Here is a 22180-nt window from a genome sequence, read left to right as displayed (position 1 = left end):
TCGCGGGGGGTTGTGGACGGGTCGGGAGGCGCGGAGGTGCGGGCGGGAGCATCGTCCCGCCGACGACCCTTGCTGCGGCGCGGAATGACCCGCATCGTCACCTCCCCGGCTTCATGATCTCCTCAGTCTTGCAGGACCGGGCACCGTCGCGCATCGGGTCCTGTCCGGAAGACCGTCGCGGGGCGTCCGTTGCTCACCCGCGTGATGAACCGTGCCCCGTTCTCGTGGTTTCAATGCGTGAAAAGGCCCGGCCCCGGACGAACCGGGACCGGGCCTGCGAAGATTCCGCGGCTCAGTCGATGCGCCAGGTGTCGCCGCTGCCCAGCAGCGAGGCGAGGTCGCCCTCCCCCTGGCTCTCGACGGCCTCGTCGAGCTGGGCCCGCATCAGCTCGTCGTAGGACGGGCGGTCCACGTCGCGGAAGACGCCGATCGGGGTGTGCTCGAACGCCGGCTGGTCGAGCCGCGACAGCGCGAACGCCATCGACGGGTCCGGATTGTGGGCGTCGTGCACGGCGATTTCGGATGGGTCGACGTCCGCGACCTTCACGACCTCGAAGGACCCGGACGGCGACCGGCGCAGCGCCTTGGAGCGGTCGGCGCCGAACACGATCGGCTCGCCGTGCTCCAGCCGGACGGTCACGTCGTCGCGGACGGACGCGTCCTTCAGCGGCTCGAACGCGTTGTCGTTGAAGATGTTGCAGTTCTGGTAGATCTCGACGAGCGCCGTTCCGCGGTGCTGTGCGGCGGCCCGCAGCACCGACTGGAGGTGCTTGCGGTCGGAATCGATGGTGCGGGCGACGAAGGTTCCTTCTGCGCCGATCGCGAGGGAGAGCGGGTTGAACGGCGCGTCCAGCGACCCCATCGGCGTCGACTTGGTGATCTTGCCGATCTCGGACGTCGGCGAGTACTGGCCCTTCGTCAGCCCGTAGATCCGGTTGTTGAACAGCAGAATCTTGAGGTTGACGTTGCGGCGCAGCGCGTGGATCAGGTGGTTGCCGCCGATCGAGAGGGCGTCGCCGTCGCCGGTCACCACCCAGACCGACAGGTCGGGACGGGACGTCGCGAGGCCCGTCGCGATCGCGGGCGCGCGGCCGTGGATCGAGTGGAACCCGTAGGTGTTCATGTAGTACGGGAACCGCGACGAGCAGCCGATGCCGGAGATGAACGCGATGTTCTCGCGGCGCAACCCGAGCTCGGGCAGGAAGGACTGGACGGCCGCGAGGATCGCGTAGTCACCGCAGCCGGGGCACCAGCGCACCTCCTGGTCGGTCTTGAAGTCCTTCATGGACTGCTTCACGTCGGTCTTCGGGACCAGCGAGAGCAGCGTCTTCCCGTTCCCGTTGACGGCGCCGTTCCCGGACCCGTCGGACCCGTTTCCGTTGTCACTCACTATCGATCACATCCTGGATGACGCCCTGCAGCTCTTCGGCCTTGAAGGGCAGCCCGCGGACCTGGTTGTAGCCGATCACGTCGACGAGGAACCGGCCGCGCAGCAGCAGCGCGAGCTGGCCGAGGTTGATCTCCGGGACGACGACCTTGTCGTAGGAGCGCAGCACTTCGGGCAGGTTGGCGGGGAAGGGGTTGAGGTGGCGGAGGTGGGCCTGCGCGATGTGCTGGCCCGTCGCCCGGACGCGCCGGACGGCGGCGGAGATCGCGCCGTACGTCCCGCCCCAGCCCAGTACGAGGACGCGGGCCGCGCCGGACGGGTCGTCCACCGCGAGCGGGGCGATGTCGCCCGCGATCCCGTCCACCTTGGCCTGCCGGATCCTGGTCATCCGGTCGTGGTTGGCGGGGTCGTAGGAGATGTTGCCGGACCCGTCGGCCTTCTCCAGGCCGCCGATCCGGTGCTCCAGGCCCTCGGTGCCGGGGACGGCCCAGGGGCGCGCGAGCGTGTCGGGGTCGCGCCGGAACGGCTGGAACTCCTCGTCCTCCGGCGACGGCGTGGTCGCGAAGTTCGGCTCGATCTTCGGCAGGGACGCGACGTCCGGCAGCCGCCACGGCTCGGAGCCGTTGGCGAGGTAGCCGTCCGACAGCAGGATGACCGGCGTGCGGTACTTCACCGCGATCCGGGCCGCCTCCAGCGCCGCGTCGAAGCAGTCCGACGGGGACTGCGGCGCGATCACCGGGACGGGCGCCTCGCCGTTGCGGCCGTACATGGCCTGCATCAGGTCGGCCTGCTCGGTCTTGGTCGGCATCCCGGTGGAAGGACCGGCCCGCTGCACGTCGATGACCAGCAGCGGAAGCTCGGTCGAGACCCCGAGGGCGATCGTCTCGCTCTTCAGCGCGATGCCGGGCCCGGACGTCGTGGTGACGCCGAGGGACCCGCCGAACGAGGCGCCGAGCGCGGAGCCGACCGCGGCGATCTCGTCCTCGGCCTGGAACGTCCGCACGCCGAACTTCTTGTGCTTGGACATCTCGTGCAGGATGTCGGACGCCGGCGTGATCGGGTACGAGCCGAGGAAGATCGGCAGGCCGCTCTGCACGCCCGCGGCGACCAGCCCGTACGCCAGCGCGAGGTTCCCGGTGATGTTGCGGTACAGCCCCGGCTCGTGCTCGGCCGGCTTGATCTCGTATTGCACCGAGAACGCCTCGGTGGTCTCGCCGTAGGACCAGCCCGCCTGGAACGCCGCGATGTTCGCCTTCATGATCTCGGGCTTGCTGGCGAACTTCTTCTCAAGGAAGGAGATCGTCCCCTCGGTGGGACGGTGATACAGCCAGGACAGCAGCCCGAGCGCGAACATGTTCTTGGCGCGCTCGGCGTCCTTCTTCGAGATCTCGAAGTCGGTGAGCGCGGTGACGGTCATCGAGGTGAGCGGCAGCGCGTGCACCCGGTACTCGGCGAGCGAGTCGTCCTCGACGGGGTTCGTCTCGTAGCCGACCTTGGCGAGGTTGCGCTTGGTGAACTCGTCGGTGTTGACGATCAGGTCCGCCCCGCGGGGGAGGTCCCCGAGGTTGGCCTTGAGGGCGGCGGGATTCATCGCGACCAGGACGTTGGGCGCGTCGCCCGGGGTGAGGATGTCGTGGTCGGCGAAGTGGAGTTGGAAGCTGGACACGCCGGGGAGGGTCCCGGCGGGGGCGCGGATCTCGGCCGGGAAGTTCGGCAACGTCGACAGGTCGTTGCCGAATGCCGCGGTCTCCTGGGTGAAGCGGTCGCCGGTCAGCTGCATGCCGTCGCCGGAGTCGCCGGCGAAGCGGATGATGACGCGGTCGAGCTGCTGGACCTGTTTGGTCACAGAGGAAGACCTCCTCGACGCGCAGCATCCGTCCAGGGGGAGGCGCCCAGGATCGTGATGCTACTTAGGATTACCTTCATGGTACGTCCGGGATCGGATGGTGTTATCGGGAACGTGCTGCCTACCGGGACGGCGGCGGCTCGATCGGTTCCGCGTCGTCCGGTTCTCGGCGGCCGCCGGTCATGGGAGGCATCGACCGCGGTCGCCACTCCGCCCGTCATGTGACGTCCCGCTCCCAGGGAGGTCGTGGCCCCGTTATAGAAGACGTATCACTTCGGTGCGGGGTTCACGAGGGACTCCCGGATTCGGGCAGGTCCTATCGGGTGGTACGACCTGGACGGGGCCCCGAGTTCACCCGGAACACAGGCTGCTGCGCTGCCGGCACAGGTCGACGTGAAGCCGTCTGACCAGCCGCCGCGCGGAGTACGTCGAGGAGCCGCGGCTCCCCACGGGCGTGGAGTTCACGACCCGAAGTCTAGACAGCCGCGATTGAGCCCGCCCGAAGCGCCCCCGCCCCGGACGGCGCCCGCCTTCCGCTACAGGCGTCCGCCGCCCGCTACGGCGTCGCCCTCGGCTTCGGCGGCGGCTTGGCGATGGCGCGGCGTTCGCGGTCGACGAGGTCGAGCAGCTTCTGGACGCCGTCCGCGCCCACCGCCTCCCCGACCACGTGCGCCGTCGCCGCGTACGGGTACGAGCCGGGGTTGTCGAGCGCGGCGCGCACCCACCTGCGCCACAGCCTGCTCGTCACGGTGCAGCGCAGCTCCAGCGCCCGGTCGGCCGGAACCGTCCCCGAGGCCCGGCAGGAGCCGAGCGGCGCACCCCGGGACGTGATCGACGCCCGCAGCGCCGCCCGCGCGCCGGACGGCACCGCGCCCTCCGGCGACGTCAGCGCGGCCGGGACGATGACGGTGCAGCCGTTGGTGTTCTGGTCGCAGTTGCTGAACGTCAGCGTCCCGGGACGGAAGCGCAGGGACGGGTCGGCGGCGCCGCCGAGCGCGGCGACACGCGGCCGGAGCTCGGCGAACAGCGTCGCGGGCGCGACCACGGGTGCGGCCGTGAACCACGGCGCGTTCCGCCCGACCGCCCGCACGGAGACGAGCTGGTGCGGCGCGGCCTTCGCCACCAGGTACTCCGCGCCCGGCGTCCTGACCTTGTACGCGGGGACGCCGTTCACGTTCTCCGTGGGCGTCTTCGCCGGTGTCCTGGTGAGCGTCCGGGCGATGGACGACGGGCCGAGCACGTCCGGTACGTCGAAGCCCGGCACGGACGCGGGCGCCTTGGACCACCGTCCGGCGTAGTAGTCCGGGTGGCGGGTCCCACCTGCGTAGTCGCGCCAGAACGCCGTCCCGGCCTTGATGTAGGTGACGCCGTCGACCGCGACGACGTCCGCCTTCAGCACGCCCGCCGTCAGCGTCCCGGAAGCCGAACCCGCCGGAGTGACGCGCAGACGTGCCTGGACGGGCTTGCCGCCGACCGTCATGGCCCCCTCGTAGCGCATCCCCTTCCCGGACGTGAGCCACTGCCCCGCCTTCAGCGACCACGCCGGCGGCCCGGCGGGCGTGGTCGGCTTGCCCGGCTTCCCCGACTCGTCCCCGCCGCCGGCCAGCACGACGGCCAGCACCGTCCCGACCACCAGCACGATCGCCGCCGCGCCCGCCGCGATGATCAGCCGCCGCTGCCGCTGCCGAGCAGGGTCGGACGGAAGGGGAGGGGCAGGCGGGGGCATGGTGTTCGGCGCGAACGGGGTGTTCGGCGGGAACGGCATGCCCGGCGGGGGCTGGGAGGCGGTCGGGGATGACGCCTCGTCCTGTTCAGGGCTCACGTGGGGGCTCACTCTGCTCACTTCCGGGGCCCGGTTTCCGGGCCCGACAGTCAGGCCAAAGCAAGGGTCTGAAGGCTTCCTCCGGGGATGCCGACGTGCGTGCTGCGAGGGAGGGGGCGCGCCGTCGGCCCTGGAGCGGCGTCCTCATGAGCATAAGGGTGCCCGGCGGCGCTTTCCCCGCGATGGGGGAGAGCGCCGCCGGGCACCCGTGGTCTCGGCTCAGCGCGCGAGGCGCCTCACCTGCCGTCTCACCTGCGGTTTGGCGGCGGGCTCACTCGCTGTCGAGCCCGCTCTGCATCGACTGGACCTCTTCGGCCGTGGCGCCGATCACCTTGTACGACGCGTGCTTGTAGAAGGTGCCGCCGCTGGCCTTGGCCCAGCTCGTCCACGCGCTGCTCGTGACGCGGCAGCTCGCCCACTGCGGGGTGGAGCTGGTGAGCGTGATGCGTGCCGTGCAGTTGCCGAGGTCGCGGCCGGTCAGCGAGCCGGCGGTGATCCGGAACCGGACGTCGACGGTGACGGGCGTCTCCACGTCGTACGGCGGACGGATCTTGGCCTCGACCGTGCAGCCGGAGTCGCCGTTGCAGCCGCCCCGCTTCCACTCCGAGACCCGCGGCTGCGCCGAGGCGTTGAAAGAGTCCTTCAGCTCGCCGATGTTCGTCCGCATCTCCGAGATGATCGACGACGCGTCGCCGGAGCTCTTCGGGGTCACGTCCACGCGGACGCGCGGGGTGGTGGACTCGAAGCGCAGCAGCTCGGCGTCGTCCTCGTCGCTGATGTAGATGGTGGACGAGAACGAGCTGAACTTCAGTGCCTTCTTGCCCTGCCACGTCGTCTCGAGCGGCTTGATCGTCGACGACTTCGCGGAGCGGATCTTGCTCGCCAGTGCCGCCGGGGTCAGCTGCTCCTTGAAGTCGAGGTTGATCTCGTCGGGGTCCAGCCGGCCCCACTGCTCGCCCGACGTCAGGTAGAACGCGTCGTCGGAGCCGGAGATCTCCCGCTTCCAGTAGGACTGGTCGGCCTTCACGAACAGCTTGCCGTCGGCGGACAGGACGGTGACGCGGCTGCCGTTCCACGTGACCGGCCCCGTCGCGCGGCCGCCCTTGGTGACGCTCAGCTCACCGTCCAGCGTCCCGCCGCTGCCGAAGGTGCCCTTGAGCCCGACGGCGTCGGCCGAGGACATGTTGGTCGCGGCGGCGGTCAGCTTCTCCTCGGGCGTCTTGCCGCCGCTCGCCGCCACCACGAACACCACGACGCCGATCAGGACCAGGATGACGAGGCCGCCGCCGAGCAGCGCCGCGATCAGCGCGCCGCTGCCGCTGCGCCGCGGCGGCGGCATGCCCGGGCCCATCGGGCTCCCGGGCGGCGGCGGAAAGAACGGCGGCGGTGTGCCCGGGCCGCCGAAGCCGCCGGGGGGCGGCGGTGGCGCTCCCGGACCGCCCATTCCACCGGGTCCCCCGGGCCCACCTGGGCTTCCGGGTCCGCCCGGACCGGGGCCGCCCGGCCCCGCGGGCGGCGGCGGAGGCGGCCAGGAGGCACCGCCCGGGGACTCCCACCCCGGGGGCGGCGGAGGGTTGCTCATCTGGTCACGTCCTTCCAGGTCAACTGACCCCAATGCAAAGCCTAGTCTGCAGTAAAACCATGACATCGCGCGCCTCGTATGTGGAGGCGCCCGGTCACATTCCCCCGGACCCCGTTGCGAGGGATACTTGCTACGACGCCGGCGAGGAGGATCTGGTGCATAACTATTTCGACACATATGTCGTCGTGGTCGTACTGCTCGTCGTCGGCGCCGGGATCGTCGTGGGCGGCCTCGCCGCGAACCGGATGCTGCGTCCGCACCGTCCCACGGCCGAGAAGCTGACCACGTACGAATGCGGTGTCGACCCCGTCGGCGAGGGCTGGGCGCACTCCTACGTGCGGTACTACGTGTTCGCCTACCTGTACGTGGTGTTCGCCGTGGACGCCGTGTTCCTCTTCCCGTGGGCGACGGTCTTCTCCGCACCCGGCTACGGCGCGACGACGCTCGGCGAGATGTTCGTCTTCCTGGGCTTCCTCGCCGCCGGGCTCGCCTACGCGGGCAAGAAGGGCGTGCTGTCCTGGGTCTAGGACGCGCTGTCCAGGGTGTAGGACGCGCTGTCCTGGTCTAGGGCGTGCTGTCCTGGTCTGACGGGCCGGGCCGGATTGATCCGCTTGGGCCTCTGGCCAGACGGCGGCGGGCTGTAACAATGCTCCCGTGGGCACCATCGATCTACCTCCGCCGAGCGTCGGACCGCTGTCGCGGCTGGCGCCGAAGCCGGTCAAGTTCGTGCTCAACTGGGGACGCCGCTACTCGCTGTGGGTCTTCAACTTCGGCCTGGCCTGCTGCGCCATCGAGTTCATCGCGACCTCGATGAGCCGGCACGACTTCATCCGGCTCGGCGTCATCCCGTTCGCGCCCGGCCCCCGCCAGGCCGACCTCATGGTCGTGTCCGGCACCGTCAGCGACAAGATGGCGCCCGCCGTGCGCCGCCTGTACGAGCAGATGCCCGAGCCGAAGTACGTCATCTCGTTCGGCGCCTGCTCCAACTGCGGCGGACCGTACTGGGACTCCTACTGCGTGACGAAGGGCGTCGACCAGGTCATCCCGGTGGACGTGTACGTCCCCGGCTGCCCGCCCCGTCCGGAGGCGCTGCTGCACGGGATCGTCCGGCTGCAGGAGAAGATCGCGGGCGAGTCGCTCGGCGACCGCTACGCTGCGAACGGGCCGGGCGGCGAGCCGGTGTCGCCGTCGCCCGCGCCGCGCCCGCTGTCGGCGACCGTCCTGCGCCGTCCGATCCAGCCGCCGCCCCCGCCCCCGGCCGCGGACGCGGGCGACACGACGGAGCTGCCCGAAGGCGGCGATGAGGTGGGCCCGAACGACGAGACCGTGCCCGTCTGGCACCTCGGCGAACCCGAACCCGAGCCACCGGCCGCCGAGGCGCCCGCCGAAGGCCCCGCCGCGCAGACAGCCGAGGTCCCGATCGTCGAGGGGCCGACGGAGGAGGTTCCGGTCGTCTCGGAGATTCCGCCCGGCGTGCATCCGGCCGATGACGTGACCATGCCCGTCCCGTCCGTGGACGGCGACGCGGCCGCTGAGAACGATCACGATCCGTCGATCATCCCGGGGCTGACCGACGACGGCCACGACGACGAGATCGGACGCGACCGGTGAGCGCCGAAGGGGAAGGACGGCCCGTCCACGAGGCGCTGGCGGACGCCTGGACGGCCCGCTTCGGCGACGAGATCACCACCGAGGAGACGTTCGGCGGCCTCGCCGTCGGGGTGTCGCCCGAACTCTGGCTGGACGCGCTGACCTTCGCCCGCGACGACCTGTCCTGCGGCTTCTTCGACTGGCTGACCGGCGTGGACGAGCTGGACGAGGGCTTCGCCGTCGTCGTCCACCTGTACTCCCTGGAACGTCGCCACCATCTGCTGATCAGGACGCGCGTCCCGAAGCGGGCGCCCGTCCTGCCGACGGCGACCGGCGTCTTCCGCGGGGCGGAGTGGCACGAGCGGGAGACGTCGGAGATGTTCGGCGTGCTGTTCGAGGGCCATCCGAACCTCGTGCCGCTGCTGCTGCCGGACGGGTTCGAGGGCCATCCGCTCCGCAAGGACTTCGTGCTCGCCGCCCGCGTCGCCAAGCCGTGGCCGGGCGCCAAGGAACCGGGCGAATCGGGCCACGGCGCGCCGAGCCGCCGCCGCGTCCGCCCGCCGGGCGTGCCCGACGAGGGCGCCTGGGGCGCCGCCGCGGAACGCGCGGGACGCCGCCGCGCCGAACCCGCCGAGCCTTCCGCGGGCCAGGAAGGGCCGGAAGGCCCGGAAGGGGAGGCGCCCGATGCTTGAGGTCGTCGTCAAGCTGGCGCTGGTCGCCGCCGCGTTCGCGCTGCTGCCGCTGCTCGTCGGGCAGGCCGAGCACAAGGTCATGGCGCACATGCAGGGCCGTCTCGGACCCATGTACGCGGGCGCCTTCCACGGCTGGGCGCAGCTCGTCGCCGACGGCGTGAAGTTCGCGCAGAAGGAGGACGTGGTCCCGCGCGACGCCGACCGGTGGGTGTTCAAGCTGGCTCCTGGCGTGGCGCTCGTCCCGTACCTGCTGGTCCTGCTCGTGATCCCGGTCGGGCCCGGCGGGCAGGTCGCGCTCGACCTCGGGCCCGGGATCTTCTTCGCGCTCGCCGTGATGGGCGTCGGAGTGATCGGCGCGATCATGGCGGGCTGGGCGAGCGCGAACAAGTACTCGCTGCTCGGCGGGATGCGGGTCGCCGCGCAGCTGATGTCCTACGAGCTGCCGATGGTGTTCGCGGCGTCGTCGGTGGCGATGGCCGCGGGGACGCTGTCGCTCCAGGGCGTCGTGGACGAGTGGCGCTGGTACTGGCTGCCCTGGCAGGCGGTCGGGGCCGTCGTGTTCTTCGTCGCGGGCCTCGCCGAGCTGCGCCGCCCGCCGTTCGACATGCCGGTCGCCGACTCCGAGATCATCTTCGGCCCGTACACCGAGTACGGCGGGCTGCGGTTCGCGCTGTTCCTGCTGGCCGAGTACGCCGGGATCGTGGTGCTGTGCGGGCTGACGACGGTGCTGTTCCTCGGCGGCTGGAAGGGCCCGTTCCTGGACACCGAGCTCGGCTGGCTCTGGACGCTGATCAAGGGCGGGGCGCTGGCGTTCTGCGTGATCTGGCTGCGGGTCAGCTACCCGCGCATGCGCGAGGACCAGCTGCAGAAGCTCGCCTGGGCCTGGCTGGTGCCGCTGTCGCTGGCGCAGCTCGCGCTCACCGGCGTCCTCAAGGTCGCGCTCTGAGCCCTGTCACTTTAGGAAGCCCTGTCATCTCAGGAAGATGGTGAAGTCGGCCATCTCCGGGAGGACGTCCGGCGGGATGTCGGCGTCCACCGCCATCTCCTCGGCGGACACGAACCCGCCGTGCTCCTCGCGGCGGCGGACGACCCGCTCCGCCAGCTCCGGCGTCATGCCGGGCAGCGCGGCGAGGACCTCCGGCGGCACGTGGTTGACGTCGACGAGCCCGCCGTCGTCGTAGGTGCGGGGCACGTCCGGGCGGCCGATCCGCAGCTCGCGGGCGAGCGCCGGGTCCTCGGCGGCGAGCGTGCGGGCCTCGTCGCGCAGCGACCTGCGGTACATGGCGACCTCGATCGCGTGCTCGTTGAGGCGGTTGCGCGGCACCTCGCGGGGGAAGACGGACGACCGCACGGCGAACGCGTGCGCGGTGCCCGAGATCCACAGCAGGACGGCCACGAACGTGCCGAGCACGATGAGGATCGGGTTCTCCATCTGCAGGAGCGTGATGACGCCGGCCGTCCCGACGCCGTATCCGGCCGCCGTCGCGCCGAGGTTCCACGACCCCCGCCGGATGGCCGCGTACAGGAACGAGATCGGCGTCCCGTAGCCGAGCGTGATGAACGGCACGAACGCCCACAGGATGCCGCGCGCCGTCTCGCTCGGGGCGATCGGGGCGGGCGGCATCGGCGGAACCGGCGGGACGGGCGGCCCCGGATACGGGGGACGCCAGCCGGGCGTACCGTACGGCCGCTGCGCGGGCCGGCGCCCAGGGTGGTCTGCGTGATGACTCACATGCCCTCCCTGCCCGCGAACCCCCCGACGACCATGGGGCCTACGCCTGGTTGGACGAACGCGGACCCGAGCGCGTTCCCCCGGAGGCGATCGTGCGCAATCATGGGGCGCGTGGGACGGCTACCAGGAGGCGGGCTGGCCAAGGGGCTGGCGGTCACGTTGCGAACGATGACGCGGCGTTCCATAACGCGTCAATACCCGGAAGTGCAGCCCGATCTGCCTCCGCGCAGCAGGGGCGTCATCGCGCTTTTCGAGGAGAACTGCACCGTCTGCATGCTGTGCGCCCGTGAATGTCCCGACTGGTGCATCTACATCGACTCGCACAAGGAGACGCTTCCGGCCGAGGGCGGCGGACGTCCCCGGACCCGCAACGTCCTCGACCGGTTCGCGATCGACTTCGCGCTGTGCATGTACTGCGGCATCTGCATCGAGGCGTGCCCGTTCGACGCGCTGTTCTGGTCGCCGGAGTTCGAGTACGCCGAGTACGACATCGCCGAGCTGACCCACGAGAAGGACCGGCTGCGCGAATGGATGTGGACGGTCCCGCCGCCGCAGGCGCACGACCCGTCCGCCGAGCCGCCGAAGGAGGTGGCCGCCGCGGAGAAGGCCGCCGCGCGCGGCGCCCGCCCTGCGCGCGGGGAGCGCGCATGAGCGGCCCGGAGATCGTGTTCGCGCTGCTCGGCGTCGTCGCCGTCGGGTCCGGGATCCTGGTGGTGACGACGCGGAACCTCGTCCACGCGGCGCTGTGGCTGGTGGTGTCGTTCGGCGCGCTCGCGGGCGGCTACCTCGTCCTCACCGCGGAGTTCGTCGCCTGGGTGCAGGTGCTGATCTACGTCGGCGCGATCGTCGTGCTGCTGCTGTTCGGGATCATGCTGACGCGGGCGCCGATCGGCGAGTCCGCCGACCTCGACTCCGGCAACCGGTGGGCCGCCGCGGCCGTCGCCGTCGCCACCGCCGCCGTCCTCGTGACCGTGATGGTCATGGGGTTCAGGGACGAGCGGATGCCGCTGCGCGAGGGCGCCGGATCGGCCGAGGAACTCGGTGCCGCCGTGTTCCGGACGTGGGTGCTGCCGTTCGAGGTGCTGTCGGTGCTGCTGCTCGCGTCGCTGGTCGGGGCCATCGTGCTGTCCCGCGCCGACATCCGCGCCCGTCCCGAAGCCGGGGCCGCGCCGGATGAGGAGGGCTGATGCATCTCGCCTACCCGACGGTCGTCGCCGCGCTGCTGTTCTCCGTCGGCGTGTACGGGGTGCTGGCGCGCCGCAACGCGATCCTCGTCCTGATGTCGGTCGAGCTGATGCTGAACGCGGTGAACCTCAACCTCGTCACGTTCGACGTCTGGTACCAGGACCGGCTGCACGGCGGGCAGGTCCTCACGCTGTTCACCATCGTGATCGCGGCGGCGGAGGTCGGGCTGGGGCTGGCGATCGTCCTGCTGGTGTACCGGAACCGGCGGATGGTGGACGTCGACCGCCTGCGCGCCCTGGCGGAGGACTCGACCCGTCCCGCCGAACCCGCCCCGGCAGGCGACCCTGCTGAACGGAAGGCCGAGGCGGTCGGGGAGGCCGCCCCGTGATCTGGCTCGCCTCGCTGGTGGCCCTGCTGCCGTTCCTGGCCGCGTTCGCCGGGATGCTGCTCGGGCGGTTCCGGGGGGTGTGGGGGGTCGCCCCCCCACAGGAAACGCGCCCGTCCCTGACCCGCCTCCTCGGCGGCCGTCCCGGCGGCTCGACGCCGCTTCGCAACGGCCCCGCGCTGATCGCCTGCCTGCCGATCGCGGGGTCGCTCGTCCTCGCCGCGATCGCCGCGTTCACCGTGTGGCGCGACCCCGGCGAGCGGACGGGCACGCTCACGCTCATCGAGACCGGATCGGTGCCGATCCGGGTCGGGCTGCAGGTGGACGGCCTGTCCGCCGTCGTCGGCCTCATGGTCTGCTGCGTCGCGCTCGCCGTTCAGGTGTACTCGATCGCCTACATGAGGGACGACGAGCGCTACTCGTCCTACGCCGCGTTCATCTCGCTGTTCACGGCCGCGATGCTGCTGGTCGTCTACTCCGGCGATCTCCTCGTCCTGTACGCGGGCTGGGAAGTCATGGGCATCTGCTCGTACTTCCTGATCGGCCACCACTGGGAGGACCGGGCGAACTCGCGGGCCGCGGTCAAGGCGTTCCTCGTCACCCGGCTCGGCGACGTCGGCTTCCTGATCGGGATCCTGGTGCTCGGCATCGGCGCGGGCACCTTCGAGATCGACGAGATCCTGGGCAAGGCCGACGCCCTCCCCGACACGACCGTGACGGCGGCGGCCCTGCTGCTGCTCGCCGGCGTCGCGGGCAAGAGCGCGCAGTTCCCGCTGCACACCTGGCTCCCGGACGCGATGGCGGGCCCGACCCCGATCAGCGCCCTCATCCACGCGGCGACGATGGTCGCGGCGGGCGTCTACGTCGTCGCACGGCTGTTCGCGGTGTTCGCGGCGGCCCCGGCGGCGCTGGCGGTGCTCGGCGTCCTCGCGGTGATCTCCATGGTCGGCTCGGCCCTCGCGGCCCTGGCCCAGGACGACCTGAAACGCGTCCTGGCGTACTCGACCATCAGCCAGCTCGCCGTGATGGCCGCCGGTCTCGCGGTCGGCGCCGACACCGCCGCGATCTTCCACCTGCTCACGCACAGCGCGTTCAAGGCCCTGCTGTTCCTCGCCGCCGGATGCGTGATCGTGGTGGCGGGCTCCAACATGCTGGCGCACTACGGCGGGCTCCGGCGCGGCATGCCCATCACGTTCTGGTCGATGACGGTCGGATTGGCGGCGCTCGCGGGCGTCCCGCCGTTCAGCGGCTGGTTCAGCAAAGACTCCGTGATCGAGGCCGCCCAGCACTCCGCCCTCCACGGCGGCGAGTCCGCCACCGCCTCGGCGCTGAGCGGATGGTTCGCTTACGCGCCCCTCGGCGAAACCCCTGCGGACGTGGTGTCGCCGGGGCCGTACAAGCCGACGGTCGCGGTCGACGTCCGCGTGGACGGGTACGCGGTGGACGTGCCGGGCGGGATCGCCTGGCTGGTGTATCTGGGGTTGCTGCTCACCGTCGCGTTGACGGCGGCGTACGCGATGCGCGCGTGGCTGATGACGTTCTTCGGCGAGCCGCGCGGGACGTACGAGATCCGCGAACCGTCCAGGCTCATGTCGTGGACGGTCGCCATCCTGGCCGTCCCCGCCGCGATCCTCGGTTTCTTCGGGCTAGGTGCCGAAGAGCTGCGTCCACATGTGGGAGCCGCGCTGCTGAGCCTGCTTCTGGTCGTGCTCGGCGGCGGCGCTGCGTTCCTCGTCTGGAACCGTGACCCCGCACTGGATCCTGCGCGCGCGCTTGGCCGGGCCCGTCCGGTCTTCGCGCGGGCCTTCTACGTGGACGAGCTGTACGCGATGACCATCGTCCGGCCCATCCGGGCCCTGGCGCGCCATGTCGTGATCTTCGACGGCCGCCGCGTGGACGGCGCCGTCGTCGGGGCCGGACGCGGCGCGAGACGGCTCGGCGGGATCCTCCGCGTCCCGCAGAACGGCAACGTGCAGAACTACCTGACCGGCCTGCTCGCCGGTGTCGTCGTCATCGTGGCCGGGGTGGTGATCTTCCTGTGATCTTCGTGCTGATGATGGCGATCCCCCTGGCCGGGGCGCTGGCGATGCTCGTCCCGGCGAACCGGTTCCTGCGCACCGACGTCGCGGTCCGGGTGTTCGGGACGGCGGTGTCCGGCGCGACGCTGCTCGTCGCGATCTCGGCCGCGACGGCGTTCGACTTCGGCGCCACGTCGCGCATGCAGCTCGAAGTCGACCGGGAGTGGGCGCCCGCGATCGGCCTGCGCTTCCACCTCGGCGTGGACGGGATCTCGCTGCCGCTCGTCGTCCTGACCGCGCTGCTGACGTTCCTCTGCTTCCTGTACACGCTGCGGCACCCGCCGGAGGGCGGCCGGATCCGGCTGCTCACCGCGCTCCTGCTCGTCCTGGAGATCGGGCTGATCGGCACGTTCGTCGCGCTCGACCTCGTGCTGTTCTTCGTGTTCTTCGAGACCGTCCTGATCCCCATGTACGTGGTGATCATGCTGTGGGGCGGGGGCGGACGCCGCGCCGCCGCCACCAAGTTCATCCTCTACACCCTTCTCGGCTCCGGGCTGCTCCTCGCCGGGATGCTGCTCGTCGGCGCGAAGGCGGGCACGCTCGACATGACGGAGCTGGCCGCCCGGCACGGATCGGGCCTGTCGCACGGCCTCCAGGTCACGGCGTTCGCGCTGATGGGAATCGGGTTCGCGGTCAAGGCGCCGATGTGGCCGCTGCACACCTGGCTGCCGGACGCGCACACCGAGGCCCCGACCGTCGGGTCCGTGCTGCTCGCCGGGGTGCTGCTGAAGATGGGCACGTACGGGCTCGTCCGGGTGGCGCTGCCCCTCGCGCCGGACGGGGCCGAGTTCTGGGCGCCCTGGCTCGGTCTCCTCGCCGTCATCGGGATCATCTACGGCGCGCTCGCCTGCCTCGCCCAGCGGGACCTGAAACGGATGATCGCGTACTCGTCCGTCGGGCACATGGGCTTCGTCCTGCTCGGCATCGCGACGCTCACCCCGGTCGGCGTCAACGCCGCGCTGTTCGGCAACATCGCGCACGGCCTGATCACCAGCCTGCTGTTCTTCCTCGCCGGATCGGTCAAGGAACGCTGGGGCACCGCCGACATGAACGCGCTCGGCGGCGGGATGCTCGGCACGTCCCCGCGGCTCGCCTCCATCCTGACGTTCGCGTCCGTCGCGTCGCTCGGGCTGCCAGGACTTGCCGGGTTCTGGGGCGAGATGCTGGCGCTGCTCGGCGCGTACCGTCCGCACGCCGACCTGCCGCGCGAGACGTTCGTGACGTTCATGGCGGTCGCGGCGATCGGCGCGGTGCTCACCGCCGCGTACTTCCTGCGCATGCTCGCCAAGCTCACGCACGGCCCGTCCGACGGCACCGCGCAGGCCCGGAGCGGCCCGGCCCCGAGCGGTGCGGCCCCGAGCGGTGCGGCGGCCGTCTCCGTGCAGGAGTATGCGGCCTGGGTCCCGTTGATCGCGCTCACGCTGCTCGTCGGTCTCTGGCCGAAGACCCTGCTGGACGTGACCACCGAGCCCGTCCGCGCCCTGTTCGGAGGCGGCTGATGATCCAGAGCATCGACTACGCGGCGATCGCGCCGCCGCTGATCCTCGCCGTCGCCGCGATCGGGCTGCTGCTCGCCGACGCCTTCGAGGCGCCCCGCCGCGTCCTGTCCCTGCTCAGCGGCGGTTCGCTGGCCGTCGCGCTGATCGCCGTCGCCGCCCTGGCCTTCGGCGACCGCCGCGACACCCTCTGCCTCCCGGACGGCCTGCGCGGCAACGGCCCCCGCTCCTGCTCCTATGTCGCGGACGACTTCACGCTCCTGTTCCAGGGCATCGTCCTCGGCGCCGCGGTCGTCGTCGTGCTCCTCTCCCTGCAGGAGATCACCGACTCGAAGATGCCGGTGGGGGAGTACCACTTCCTCCTCCTCGCCGCCGTCATCGGCGCGCTCACCCTCGTCGCCGCCCGCGACCTCGTCCTCCTCCTCGTCGCGCTGGAGACCCTCTCCCTCCCGGTGTTCGCGCTGGTGGCGCTGCGCCGCTACGACGGGACGGCGTCCGAGGCGGCGCTGAAACTCTTCCTCGTCTCCGTGGCGTCCACCGCGGTCATGCTGTTCGGGATCAGCCTCGTGTACGGCGCGACCGGCGCCATGCACCTCGACCGCATCGCCCCGGCGCTTTCCCGGCTCCCCTCGGACCTCGACCCCGTCGCCACCGCCGGGGCCGTGCTCGTCCTGGCCGGTTTCGCGTTCAAGGTCGCCGCCGTCCCGTTCCACTTCTGGGCACCGGACGTCTACCAGGGCTCCCCGCTGCCCGTGGCGGCGTTCCTGTCCGTCGTGTCGAAGGCCGCCGGCTTCGCGGGCCTGGCGATCGTCCTGGCACTCGGTCTTCCCGCGTACGCGCACGTCTGGGGCCCGGTGATCGCGGTCCTCGCCGCCCTCACCATGACCATCGGCAACCTCGTCGCGCTCCGCCAGCGGACGGCGATCCGCCTCCTCGCCTGGTCATCGGTCGCCCAGTCCGGCTACATGCTGGCGCCGCTGTCCGTCGGCGACGACCGCCTGCCGGAGGCCGTCGCCGCCACCACCGCCTACGTCGCGCTGTACGCCGTCATGAACCTGGGCGCGTTCGCCGTGGTGATCGGCTTCCGCCGCCGCGCCGCCGAAGGGCTCAGCCCCTCGTGGGACGCCCTCGACGACTACCGCGGCCTAGCCCGCCGCAGCCCCGCCGTCGCCACCGCCCTCGCGTTCTTCCTCATCTGCCTCGCCGGCCTTCCGCCCGGCGTCATGGGCCTGTTCGCCAAGGTCGTCGTGTTCCGCGCCACCGTCGCGGGCGGCGTCACCTGGCTGGCCGTCGTGATGGCGATCAACACCGCGATCGGCCTGTACTACTACCTCGTCTGGGCCGTCCGCCTGTTCACGCCCGCGCCAGGGACGGCCCAGCCGTACGACCCGGCGCCCGGAATGCCCGTCCGCGCCGCCATCACCGCAACCGCGACGGCCGCGCTTGTACTCTCAGCCGCCCCGCAAATCGTCCTACAAACGGTGACTCAAGCCACCTAGTGGGAACGTTGACCCAGGTCACACCGTTCTTAACCATGCGGGGACCTACGGGGAGGCAGGCGGAAGTGCAGTTCAACGGCGTCAAGACGGCGGCGCTGATCGGCACGCTGTCGGCATTGATGCTGGCGGCCGGATGGCTGATCGGCGGCGGCGCCGGGCTGACGATCGCGCTGGTGATCGCGCTCGTCACCAACGGCGTCGCGTACGTGTTCAGCGACCGGATCGCCCTGCGCTCCATGCGCGCCCACCAGGTCGGCGAGGTCGAGGCGCCGGTGCTGTACCGGCTCGTCCGGGAACTGGCGACGTCCGCGCACCAGCCGATGCCGCGCCTGTTCGTCTCCGAGACCCGGCAGCCCAACGCGTTCGCCACTGGCCGCAACCCGCGCAACGCCGCCGTCTGCTGCACCCGCGGCATCCTGCAGATGCTGGACGAACGCGAACTGCGCGCCGTCCTCGGGCACGAGCTGTCGCACGTCTACAATCGCGACATCCTCATCTCGTCCGTCGCCGCCGCCATCGCCACCGTGATCACCTACCTGTCCCACCTGGCGATCTTCATCCCGATCGGCCGCTCCGACGACGATGAGGGCCCCGGCCTGTTCGGCGCCCTGCTGATGCTCGTCCTCGGCCCGGTCGCCGCCGCCGTCGTCCAGATGGCGATCAGCCGCACCCGCGAATACTCCGCCGACGCCGCCGGCGCCCGCCTCACCGGCGACCCGCTCGCCCTCGCCTCCGCCCTCCGCAAGATCGAGGCGGGCACCCGGGCGATGCCGTTGCCGCAGGACCCCGAACTCGCCACCACCAGCTCCCTGATGATCGCCAACCCCTTCACAGGCGCAGGCATAGGAAAGCTCTTCTCCACCCACCCCCCGACAGCAGACCGCATAGCCCGCCTGGAACGCATGGCCGGCCACCGCCGCTAGGGGCCGCTCGGGCCGTCGCCGGCCTGCGGCCGCTAGGGCGCCGTGAGGATCAATGGCCCGTCCCCGGTGATCGCCACCGAATGCTCGAAATGCGCAGCCCGGCTCCCATCGGCGGTCGCCACCGCCCACCCGTCCTCCAGCACCCAGGTCGCGTCCCGCCCGCTCTCGGTGACCAGCGGCTCGATCGCGATCGTCAGCCCTTCCCTGATCTTCATGCCGCGCCCCGGCCGCCCCTTGTTGGGCACGGACGGATCCTCGTGCATCTCCGTCCCGATCCCATGCCCGCCTGACCCGTCCGCGATCCCGTACCCGGCCGCCCGCGCCGTGCCCTCGATCGCCGCCGCGACGTCCCCGATCCGGTTCCCGGGCACGGCCGCCGCGATGCCCCGCTCCAGAGCGGCTCGCGTCGTCTCGATGAGCCGCAGACCGCCCTCGTCCGCCGTCCCCACCATGAACGAGATCGCCGCGTCCCCGCAGTACCCCCCGACCTTCGCGCCGCCGTCGACCGTGACGAGATCCCCGTCCTTCAGCACACCCCCGTCCGGGATGCCGTGCACCACCACGTCGTTCACCGACACACAGATGTTCGCCGGATACGGCATCGGCGCCCACTGAGGCTTGTAGTGCAAGAACGGCGACGTAGCGCCATGCTCCTTGAGCACCCTCTCCGCCACCGCATCAAGCTCGGCCAGCGGCACTCCGGGCTCTGCCACGTCCCGCACACTCGCCAGAATCCGGGCGACGACACGCCCCGCGTCCCGCATCCGCTCCCACTCGCGTGGGCTTCGATAGGTCACCATGCAGAATATTTTAATACCAGTATTACAATGCTCGCATGGTCCGTACCCCGCTCACCGACGAACAGCGCGACCGCGGCAAGGCCCTAGGCCAGATCCTCCGCGCCGCCCGAGGCCCCCGCCCCGCCGCCGCCGTCGCCGCCGAGGCCGACATCTCCCTCGACACCCTCCGCAAGATCGAACGCGGCGCCATCGCCGTCCCCGCGTTCTACACCGTCGCGTCCCTGGCCCGCGTCCTGGACCTCGACCTCACCGACCTCGCCAAGAAACTGGACGAATTCGACCGAACCATCCCGGAGTCAGCCGCGTCATAACACACGAGAGCGCGCCGGCCACTTCTGCGGGGGATGGGGCCGGCGCGCTCCCTATGTCTACCGGTAGTTCACGAACTGCAGGGCCACGCTGAGGTCCTTGCCCTTGAGCAGCGCGATGATCTCCTGCAGATCGTCCTTCTTCTTCGAGCTGACCCGCAGCTCGTCCCCCTGGATCTGCGCCTTGACGCCCTTGGGCCCCTCGTCCCGGATGATCTTGCTGATCTTCTTGGCGTCCTCCTGGGCGATCCCCTCCTTCAGCGTCACGCCCAGCTTGTGCACCTTCCCCGACAGCTTCGGCTCGCCCGCCTCGATCGCCTTCAGCGAGATCCCCCGCTTCACGAGCTTGTCCTTGAGCACGTCCAGCACGGCGTTCGCCCGCTCCTCCGTGTTCGCCTGGATCTCGATCGACTCCCCCGACCACTTGATCCCCGCGTCCACGTTCCTGAAGTCGAACCGGTTCGCCACCTCCTTGGCGGCCTGATTCACCGCGTTGTCGACCTCCTGCCGGTCCAGCTTGCTGACGATGTCAAAAGAGCTATCGGCGGCCATCGCACACATCCCCTAACCAGCACTGTTCACGACCCAGAGAGCCTAGCGCCCGAAGATCAAGCCCACACCCGGCTCGATGTCACACCCGCTCCCACCGTCCGCTATCCTTTCCAGTGCCGTCGCGACAGCGACGCCACGGCGGGTTGCCCGAGTGGCCAATGGGAGCGGACTGTAAATCCGTCGGCTTAGCCTACCCAGGTTCGAATCCTGGACCCGCCACCCCACCAGAAACAGCCTCTGACCTGTACCAACGGTCGGAGGCTGTTCGCGTCCCAAGATCCCCCGCACGCAGCCAGACGCCGCCGGATGTCACCGGTCCCGGAATATACGCGGAATGACTTGAGCGCATCGTCGATTCGCTGGTTCGCGCGGTCGTGCTGGCCCAAGATGCACTTCGCGTAGACCTGCAACAGGACCTTGACGCTGTGGCCCGCGCGTTCGGCGACCGCGGTTGCAGGAACCCGGAATTGAACCACAGCGACACCAGGTGAGAGGCGACCTGTTCCGGCGTGAAGGCCAGTGCCCGAGTTGCCGCCCAGACGCCCCGTACGCGTCAACCCGACGACGCCGCCCCGCTCGATCTGAAAGATCCGCCCATCCTCCGCCGTCCCGAACTCCGCCATGTGCCCGCGGAGGATCTCCACCAGGACCGGCAGGATCGGGACCGTGCGGACCTCGGCCAGCGGACGGAGGGGGATTGAGGCCGCGTTGCTCGTGAGTCGAGCCGCTGTCTGTCCTAGCGTGACCCCGTGTCGGACAGCGCCACCCCTCAGCCGGACGAAGCGCCGCGTAGTACATACAGGCATACAGCGCCGCAGCCGCCGGCCCCTTCCCCGCTTGCCGACGTAGGTGACTGCCGTCAGGCATTCCCGCATCTGGCGAGGCCTGATCACTACGCGCCAGTCGACCTCTTCGGTGAGCTTGGATGGAGTCCACTTGACCTTGTCGATCGGGGTTCCGGTCACACGCGTACTCCGTGGAGTTGTCAAACGTCGCTCGTATGCGCGTCAGCCGCGACGACCCACCAGACGCCGCACACCTCGCTATCGACAACCGTCAGGTTCTTGGCACAACCCCAGGTCAGCGGCGTCCCGTTCGTACCCGATGAGACACCTCCGATGTCGCTACGGGGTCCAGCCGACAGTTGTGATCCGGCGACTGATCTTGTTCTTGGCCTCCTCGGTGAGCGTTAGCGTGATCCACGTGAATGTGGGTGAGGAGGACAGGCTGTCCGACGAGGGGTTTCAGAGCATGCTGCCTGCTACGACGCTTCGCTGACACCGAGATGGATCAGTTCGCACTCTGGCGACTCAATCGCCAGCTCAGCGAGGGCAGCCGACTATCACCTGCCCCAGGGCCCCGGCTAAGCAGCCATGATCTTCAGCCCGGGGCCTTGATCGTTCCACGCTTCTGCGGTCGCCGTGTCGGCCGCGGCTGTCGGGCCGTGGGCAGGGGTCTCGATCAAGCGGTTCCAGGACGAGTCGACGATCTTTGCCTGGCGCCTCCCGTCGGAGTTTGCCCAACTTATTGAGTCCTGACCCCTTTTTGGGGTTCGTCGACGTGTGGGCTAGATGTACGTTGACCGCAAATCGTGTCTATGCGACCTCTCGGGGGGAGGCTTGCGCCATGGCGAAATACATGGACGTACACCACGGATTCCAGGGCGTCACCGCTGAGCAGCTCCAGCAGGCCCACGACGCCGATGTGGCGATCCAGGCGGAGGAGGACGTGACCTTCGAGCGCGCCTGGGCGGACCCCGAGTCCGGCCTGGTCTACTGCCTGTCCGAGGCGCCGTCCGCGGAGGCGGTGCAGCGCGTCCACGAGCGAGCGGGCCACCGCGCCGACGAGATCCACATGGTTCCGCTGAGCCTGTGACCCGCCGGATCCCACGTCTCTGGGACGAGCAGGACCCGCCACCCCAAAGAAGCAGCCTCTGGCCTGTGTAAACGGGCGGAGGCTGTTCGCGTCCCAACGTCCCCCCACACTGTCAGGGCCGCCTCTAACTCTCATCGGTTCGGCCGCATCGACCTCGAGCACCCCGGAGTGCCTGTCGTCGGGAGAGCGGAAACGCATCTCTCTCAGAAGGACGAGCACGCCTCCGCACCGGGTCGCCAGGCTCCGAGCGGCATGACGTTCCATGAGAGACGAATGACGGGATGTGTCTGCAACCGCAACGGGTCGAGGTCCCTGTTCTTGAAGAGGAGGACCAAGCCCTCATACCCGTCCGCTGATGATCTCGTAGTCGGGGTGCTTGGCGATCGCCTCCTGCGAGCGGGACTCTCGGGTGTGGCGGTGGGCTTGTT

At 70.4% G+C, this 22180-nt stretch carries 19 protein-coding genes, 1 tRNA gene and 1 pseudogene; 14 read left to right on the top strand and 7 right to left on the bottom strand.

Annotation, left to right across the window (positions count from 1 at the left end; genetic code table 11):
* Positions 1–292: 292 nt before the first annotated feature.
* The 4 genes from E1287_RS32875 to E1287_RS32860 all read right to left on the bottom strand — a co-directional run bounded on the left by E1287_RS32875 (position 293) and on the right by E1287_RS32860 (position 6406).
* Positions 293–1390, bottom strand: coding sequence for a 2-oxoacid:ferredoxin oxidoreductase subunit beta (locus E1287_RS32875; RefSeq protein ID WP_207934608.1), 1098 nt, complete (start codon positions 1388–1390; stop codon positions 293–295).
* A complete protein-coding gene (locus tag E1287_RS32870) occupies positions 1383–3233 on the bottom strand; it encodes a 2-oxoacid:acceptor oxidoreductase subunit alpha (protein WP_131969170.1) in 1851 nt (616 codons plus the stop codon). Before E1287_RS32870 ends, E1287_RS32875 begins: the two co-directional genes overlap by 8 nt.
* Before the next feature lie 556 nt (positions 3234–3789).
* Positions 3790–5055: a hypothetical protein gene (locus tag E1287_RS32865; RefSeq protein ID WP_131969169.1), complete on the bottom strand. Its 1266-nt coding sequence runs from the start codon at positions 5053–5055 to the stop codon at positions 3790–3792.
* Positions 5056–5326: 271 nt separating this feature from the next.
* Positions 5327–6406 carry a hypothetical protein gene (locus E1287_RS32860; protein ID WP_243719589.1) on the bottom strand — a complete coding sequence of 360 codons (1080 nt, stop codon included), beginning with the start codon at positions 6404–6406 and terminating at the stop codon, positions 5327–5329.
* A gap of 386 nt (positions 6407–6792) precedes the next feature.
* On the opposite strand from E1287_RS32860, the gene E1287_RS32855 reads away from it, so the two are divergent.
* The 4 genes and pseudogenes from E1287_RS32855 to E1287_RS32840 all read left to right on the top strand — a co-directional run bounded on the left by E1287_RS32855 (position 6793) and on the right by E1287_RS32840 (position 9865).
* The gene (locus E1287_RS32855) at positions 6793–7164 is read left to right on the top strand and encodes an NADH-quinone oxidoreductase subunit A (protein ID WP_207934607.1); all 372 of its coding nucleotides are present in this window, start codon (positions 6793–6795) and stop codon (positions 7162–7164) included.
* A 166-nt stretch (positions 7165–7330) separates the two neighbouring features.
* Positions 7331–7774 (top strand): annotated as a pseudogene (locus E1287_RS45985) (NADH-quinone oxidoreductase subunit B family protein); the annotation flags it as partial.
* Positions 7775–8244: 470 nt separating this feature from the next.
* Positions 8245–8919 carry an NADH-quinone oxidoreductase subunit C gene (locus E1287_RS32845; RefSeq protein WP_243719588.1) on the top strand — a complete coding sequence of 225 codons (675 nt, stop codon included), beginning with the start codon at positions 8245–8247 and terminating at the stop codon, positions 8917–8919.
* Positions 8912–9865: a complex I subunit 1 family protein gene (locus E1287_RS32840; RefSeq protein WP_131969165.1), complete on the top strand. Its 954-nt coding sequence runs from the start codon at positions 8912–8914 to the stop codon at positions 9863–9865. Before E1287_RS32845 ends, E1287_RS32840 begins: the two co-directional genes overlap by 8 nt.
* 24 nt (positions 9866–9889) lie before the next feature.
* On the opposite strand, the gene E1287_RS32835 is transcribed toward E1287_RS32840, so the two are convergent.
* The gene (locus E1287_RS32835) at positions 9890–10651 is read right to left on the bottom strand and encodes a helix-hairpin-helix domain-containing protein (RefSeq protein ID WP_131969164.1); all 762 of its coding nucleotides are present in this window, start codon (positions 10649–10651) and stop codon (positions 9890–9892) included.
* 168 nt (positions 10652–10819) lie between these two features.
* Between E1287_RS32835 and E1287_RS32830 the strand changes: the two genes are divergently transcribed.
* From E1287_RS32830 to htpX, 7 genes are all read left to right on the top strand, one after another.
* The gene (locus tag E1287_RS32830) at positions 10820–11302 is read left to right on the top strand and encodes a 4Fe-4S binding protein (protein WP_207934606.1); all 483 of its coding nucleotides are present in this window, start codon (positions 10820–10822) and stop codon (positions 11300–11302) included.
* Positions 11299–11838: an NADH-quinone oxidoreductase subunit J gene (locus tag E1287_RS32825; protein ID WP_131969162.1), complete on the top strand. Its 540-nt coding sequence runs from the start codon at positions 11299–11301 to the stop codon at positions 11836–11838. The genes E1287_RS32830 and E1287_RS32825 overlap by 4 nt, the downstream gene beginning before the upstream one ends.
* On the top strand, positions 11838–12224 hold the full coding sequence (nuoK, locus tag E1287_RS32820) for an NADH-quinone oxidoreductase subunit NuoK (RefSeq protein ID WP_131969161.1): 387 nt from the start codon (positions 11838–11840) through the stop codon (positions 12222–12224). The genes E1287_RS32825 and nuoK overlap by 1 nt, the downstream gene beginning before the upstream one ends.
* Positions 12221–14263, top strand: coding sequence for an NADH-quinone oxidoreductase subunit L (locus E1287_RS32815; protein ID WP_207934605.1), 2043 nt, complete (start codon positions 12221–12223; stop codon positions 14261–14263). Before nuoK ends, E1287_RS32815 begins: the two co-directional genes overlap by 4 nt.
* Positions 14260–15798, top strand: coding sequence for an NADH-quinone oxidoreductase subunit M (locus E1287_RS32810; RefSeq protein ID WP_243719587.1), 1539 nt, complete (start codon positions 14260–14262; stop codon positions 15796–15798). The genes E1287_RS32815 and E1287_RS32810 overlap by 4 nt, the downstream gene beginning before the upstream one ends.
* Positions 15798–17294, top strand: coding sequence for an NADH-quinone oxidoreductase subunit N (locus E1287_RS32805; protein WP_131969160.1), 1497 nt, complete (start codon positions 15798–15800; stop codon positions 17292–17294). Before E1287_RS32810 ends, E1287_RS32805 begins: the two co-directional genes overlap by 1 nt.
* A 65-nt stretch (positions 17295–17359) precedes the next feature.
* Positions 17360–18217 (top strand): zinc metalloprotease HtpX, encoded by an 858-nt coding sequence (gene htpX / locus E1287_RS32800; protein WP_207934604.1) that lies wholly within the window; start codon positions 17360–17362, stop codon positions 18215–18217.
* Positions 18218–18249: 32 nt separating this feature from the next.
* Here htpX and map read toward each other — a convergent pair whose 3' ends face one another.
* Complete coding sequence (gene map / locus E1287_RS32795) at positions 18250–19017, bottom strand: type I methionyl aminopeptidase (RefSeq protein ID WP_131969158.1); 768 nt, start codon at positions 19015–19017, stop codon at positions 18250–18252.
* Between the two features lie 35 nt (positions 19018–19052).
* On the opposite strand from map, the gene E1287_RS32790 reads away from it, so the two are divergent.
* A complete protein-coding gene (locus E1287_RS32790; RefSeq protein WP_131969157.1) occupies positions 19053–19328 on the top strand; it encodes a helix-turn-helix domain-containing protein in 276 nt (91 codons plus the stop codon).
* Between the two features lie 57 nt (positions 19329–19385).
* On the opposite strand, the gene E1287_RS32785 is transcribed toward E1287_RS32790, so the two are convergent.
* The gene (locus E1287_RS32785) at positions 19386–19877 is read right to left on the bottom strand and encodes a YajQ family cyclic di-GMP-binding protein (protein ID WP_131969156.1); all 492 of its coding nucleotides are present in this window, start codon (positions 19875–19877) and stop codon (positions 19386–19388) included.
* Positions 19878–20014: 137 nt separating this feature from the next.
* Here E1287_RS32785 and E1287_RS32780 point away from each other — a divergent pair.
* Both E1287_RS32780 and E1287_RS32775 read left to right on the top strand, forming a co-directional pair.
* A tRNA-Tyr gene (locus tag E1287_RS32780) sits at positions 20015–20096 on the top strand.
* 1407 nt (positions 20097–21503) lie between these two features.
* Positions 21504–21752 carry an SCO4226 family nickel-binding protein gene (locus E1287_RS32775; protein ID WP_131969155.1) on the top strand — a complete coding sequence of 83 codons (249 nt, stop codon included), beginning with the start codon at positions 21504–21506 and terminating at the stop codon, positions 21750–21752.
* The last annotated feature ends 428 nt before the right edge of the window (positions 21753–22180 follow it).

Source organism: Actinomadura sp. KC06 (assembly GCF_004348735.1).
GTDB lineage: Bacteria > Actinomycetota > Actinomycetes > Streptosporangiales > Streptosporangiaceae > Spirillospora.
Note: the sequence above shows the minus strand (reverse complement) of the source record. Positions and strands in the feature narration are given on the sequence as shown.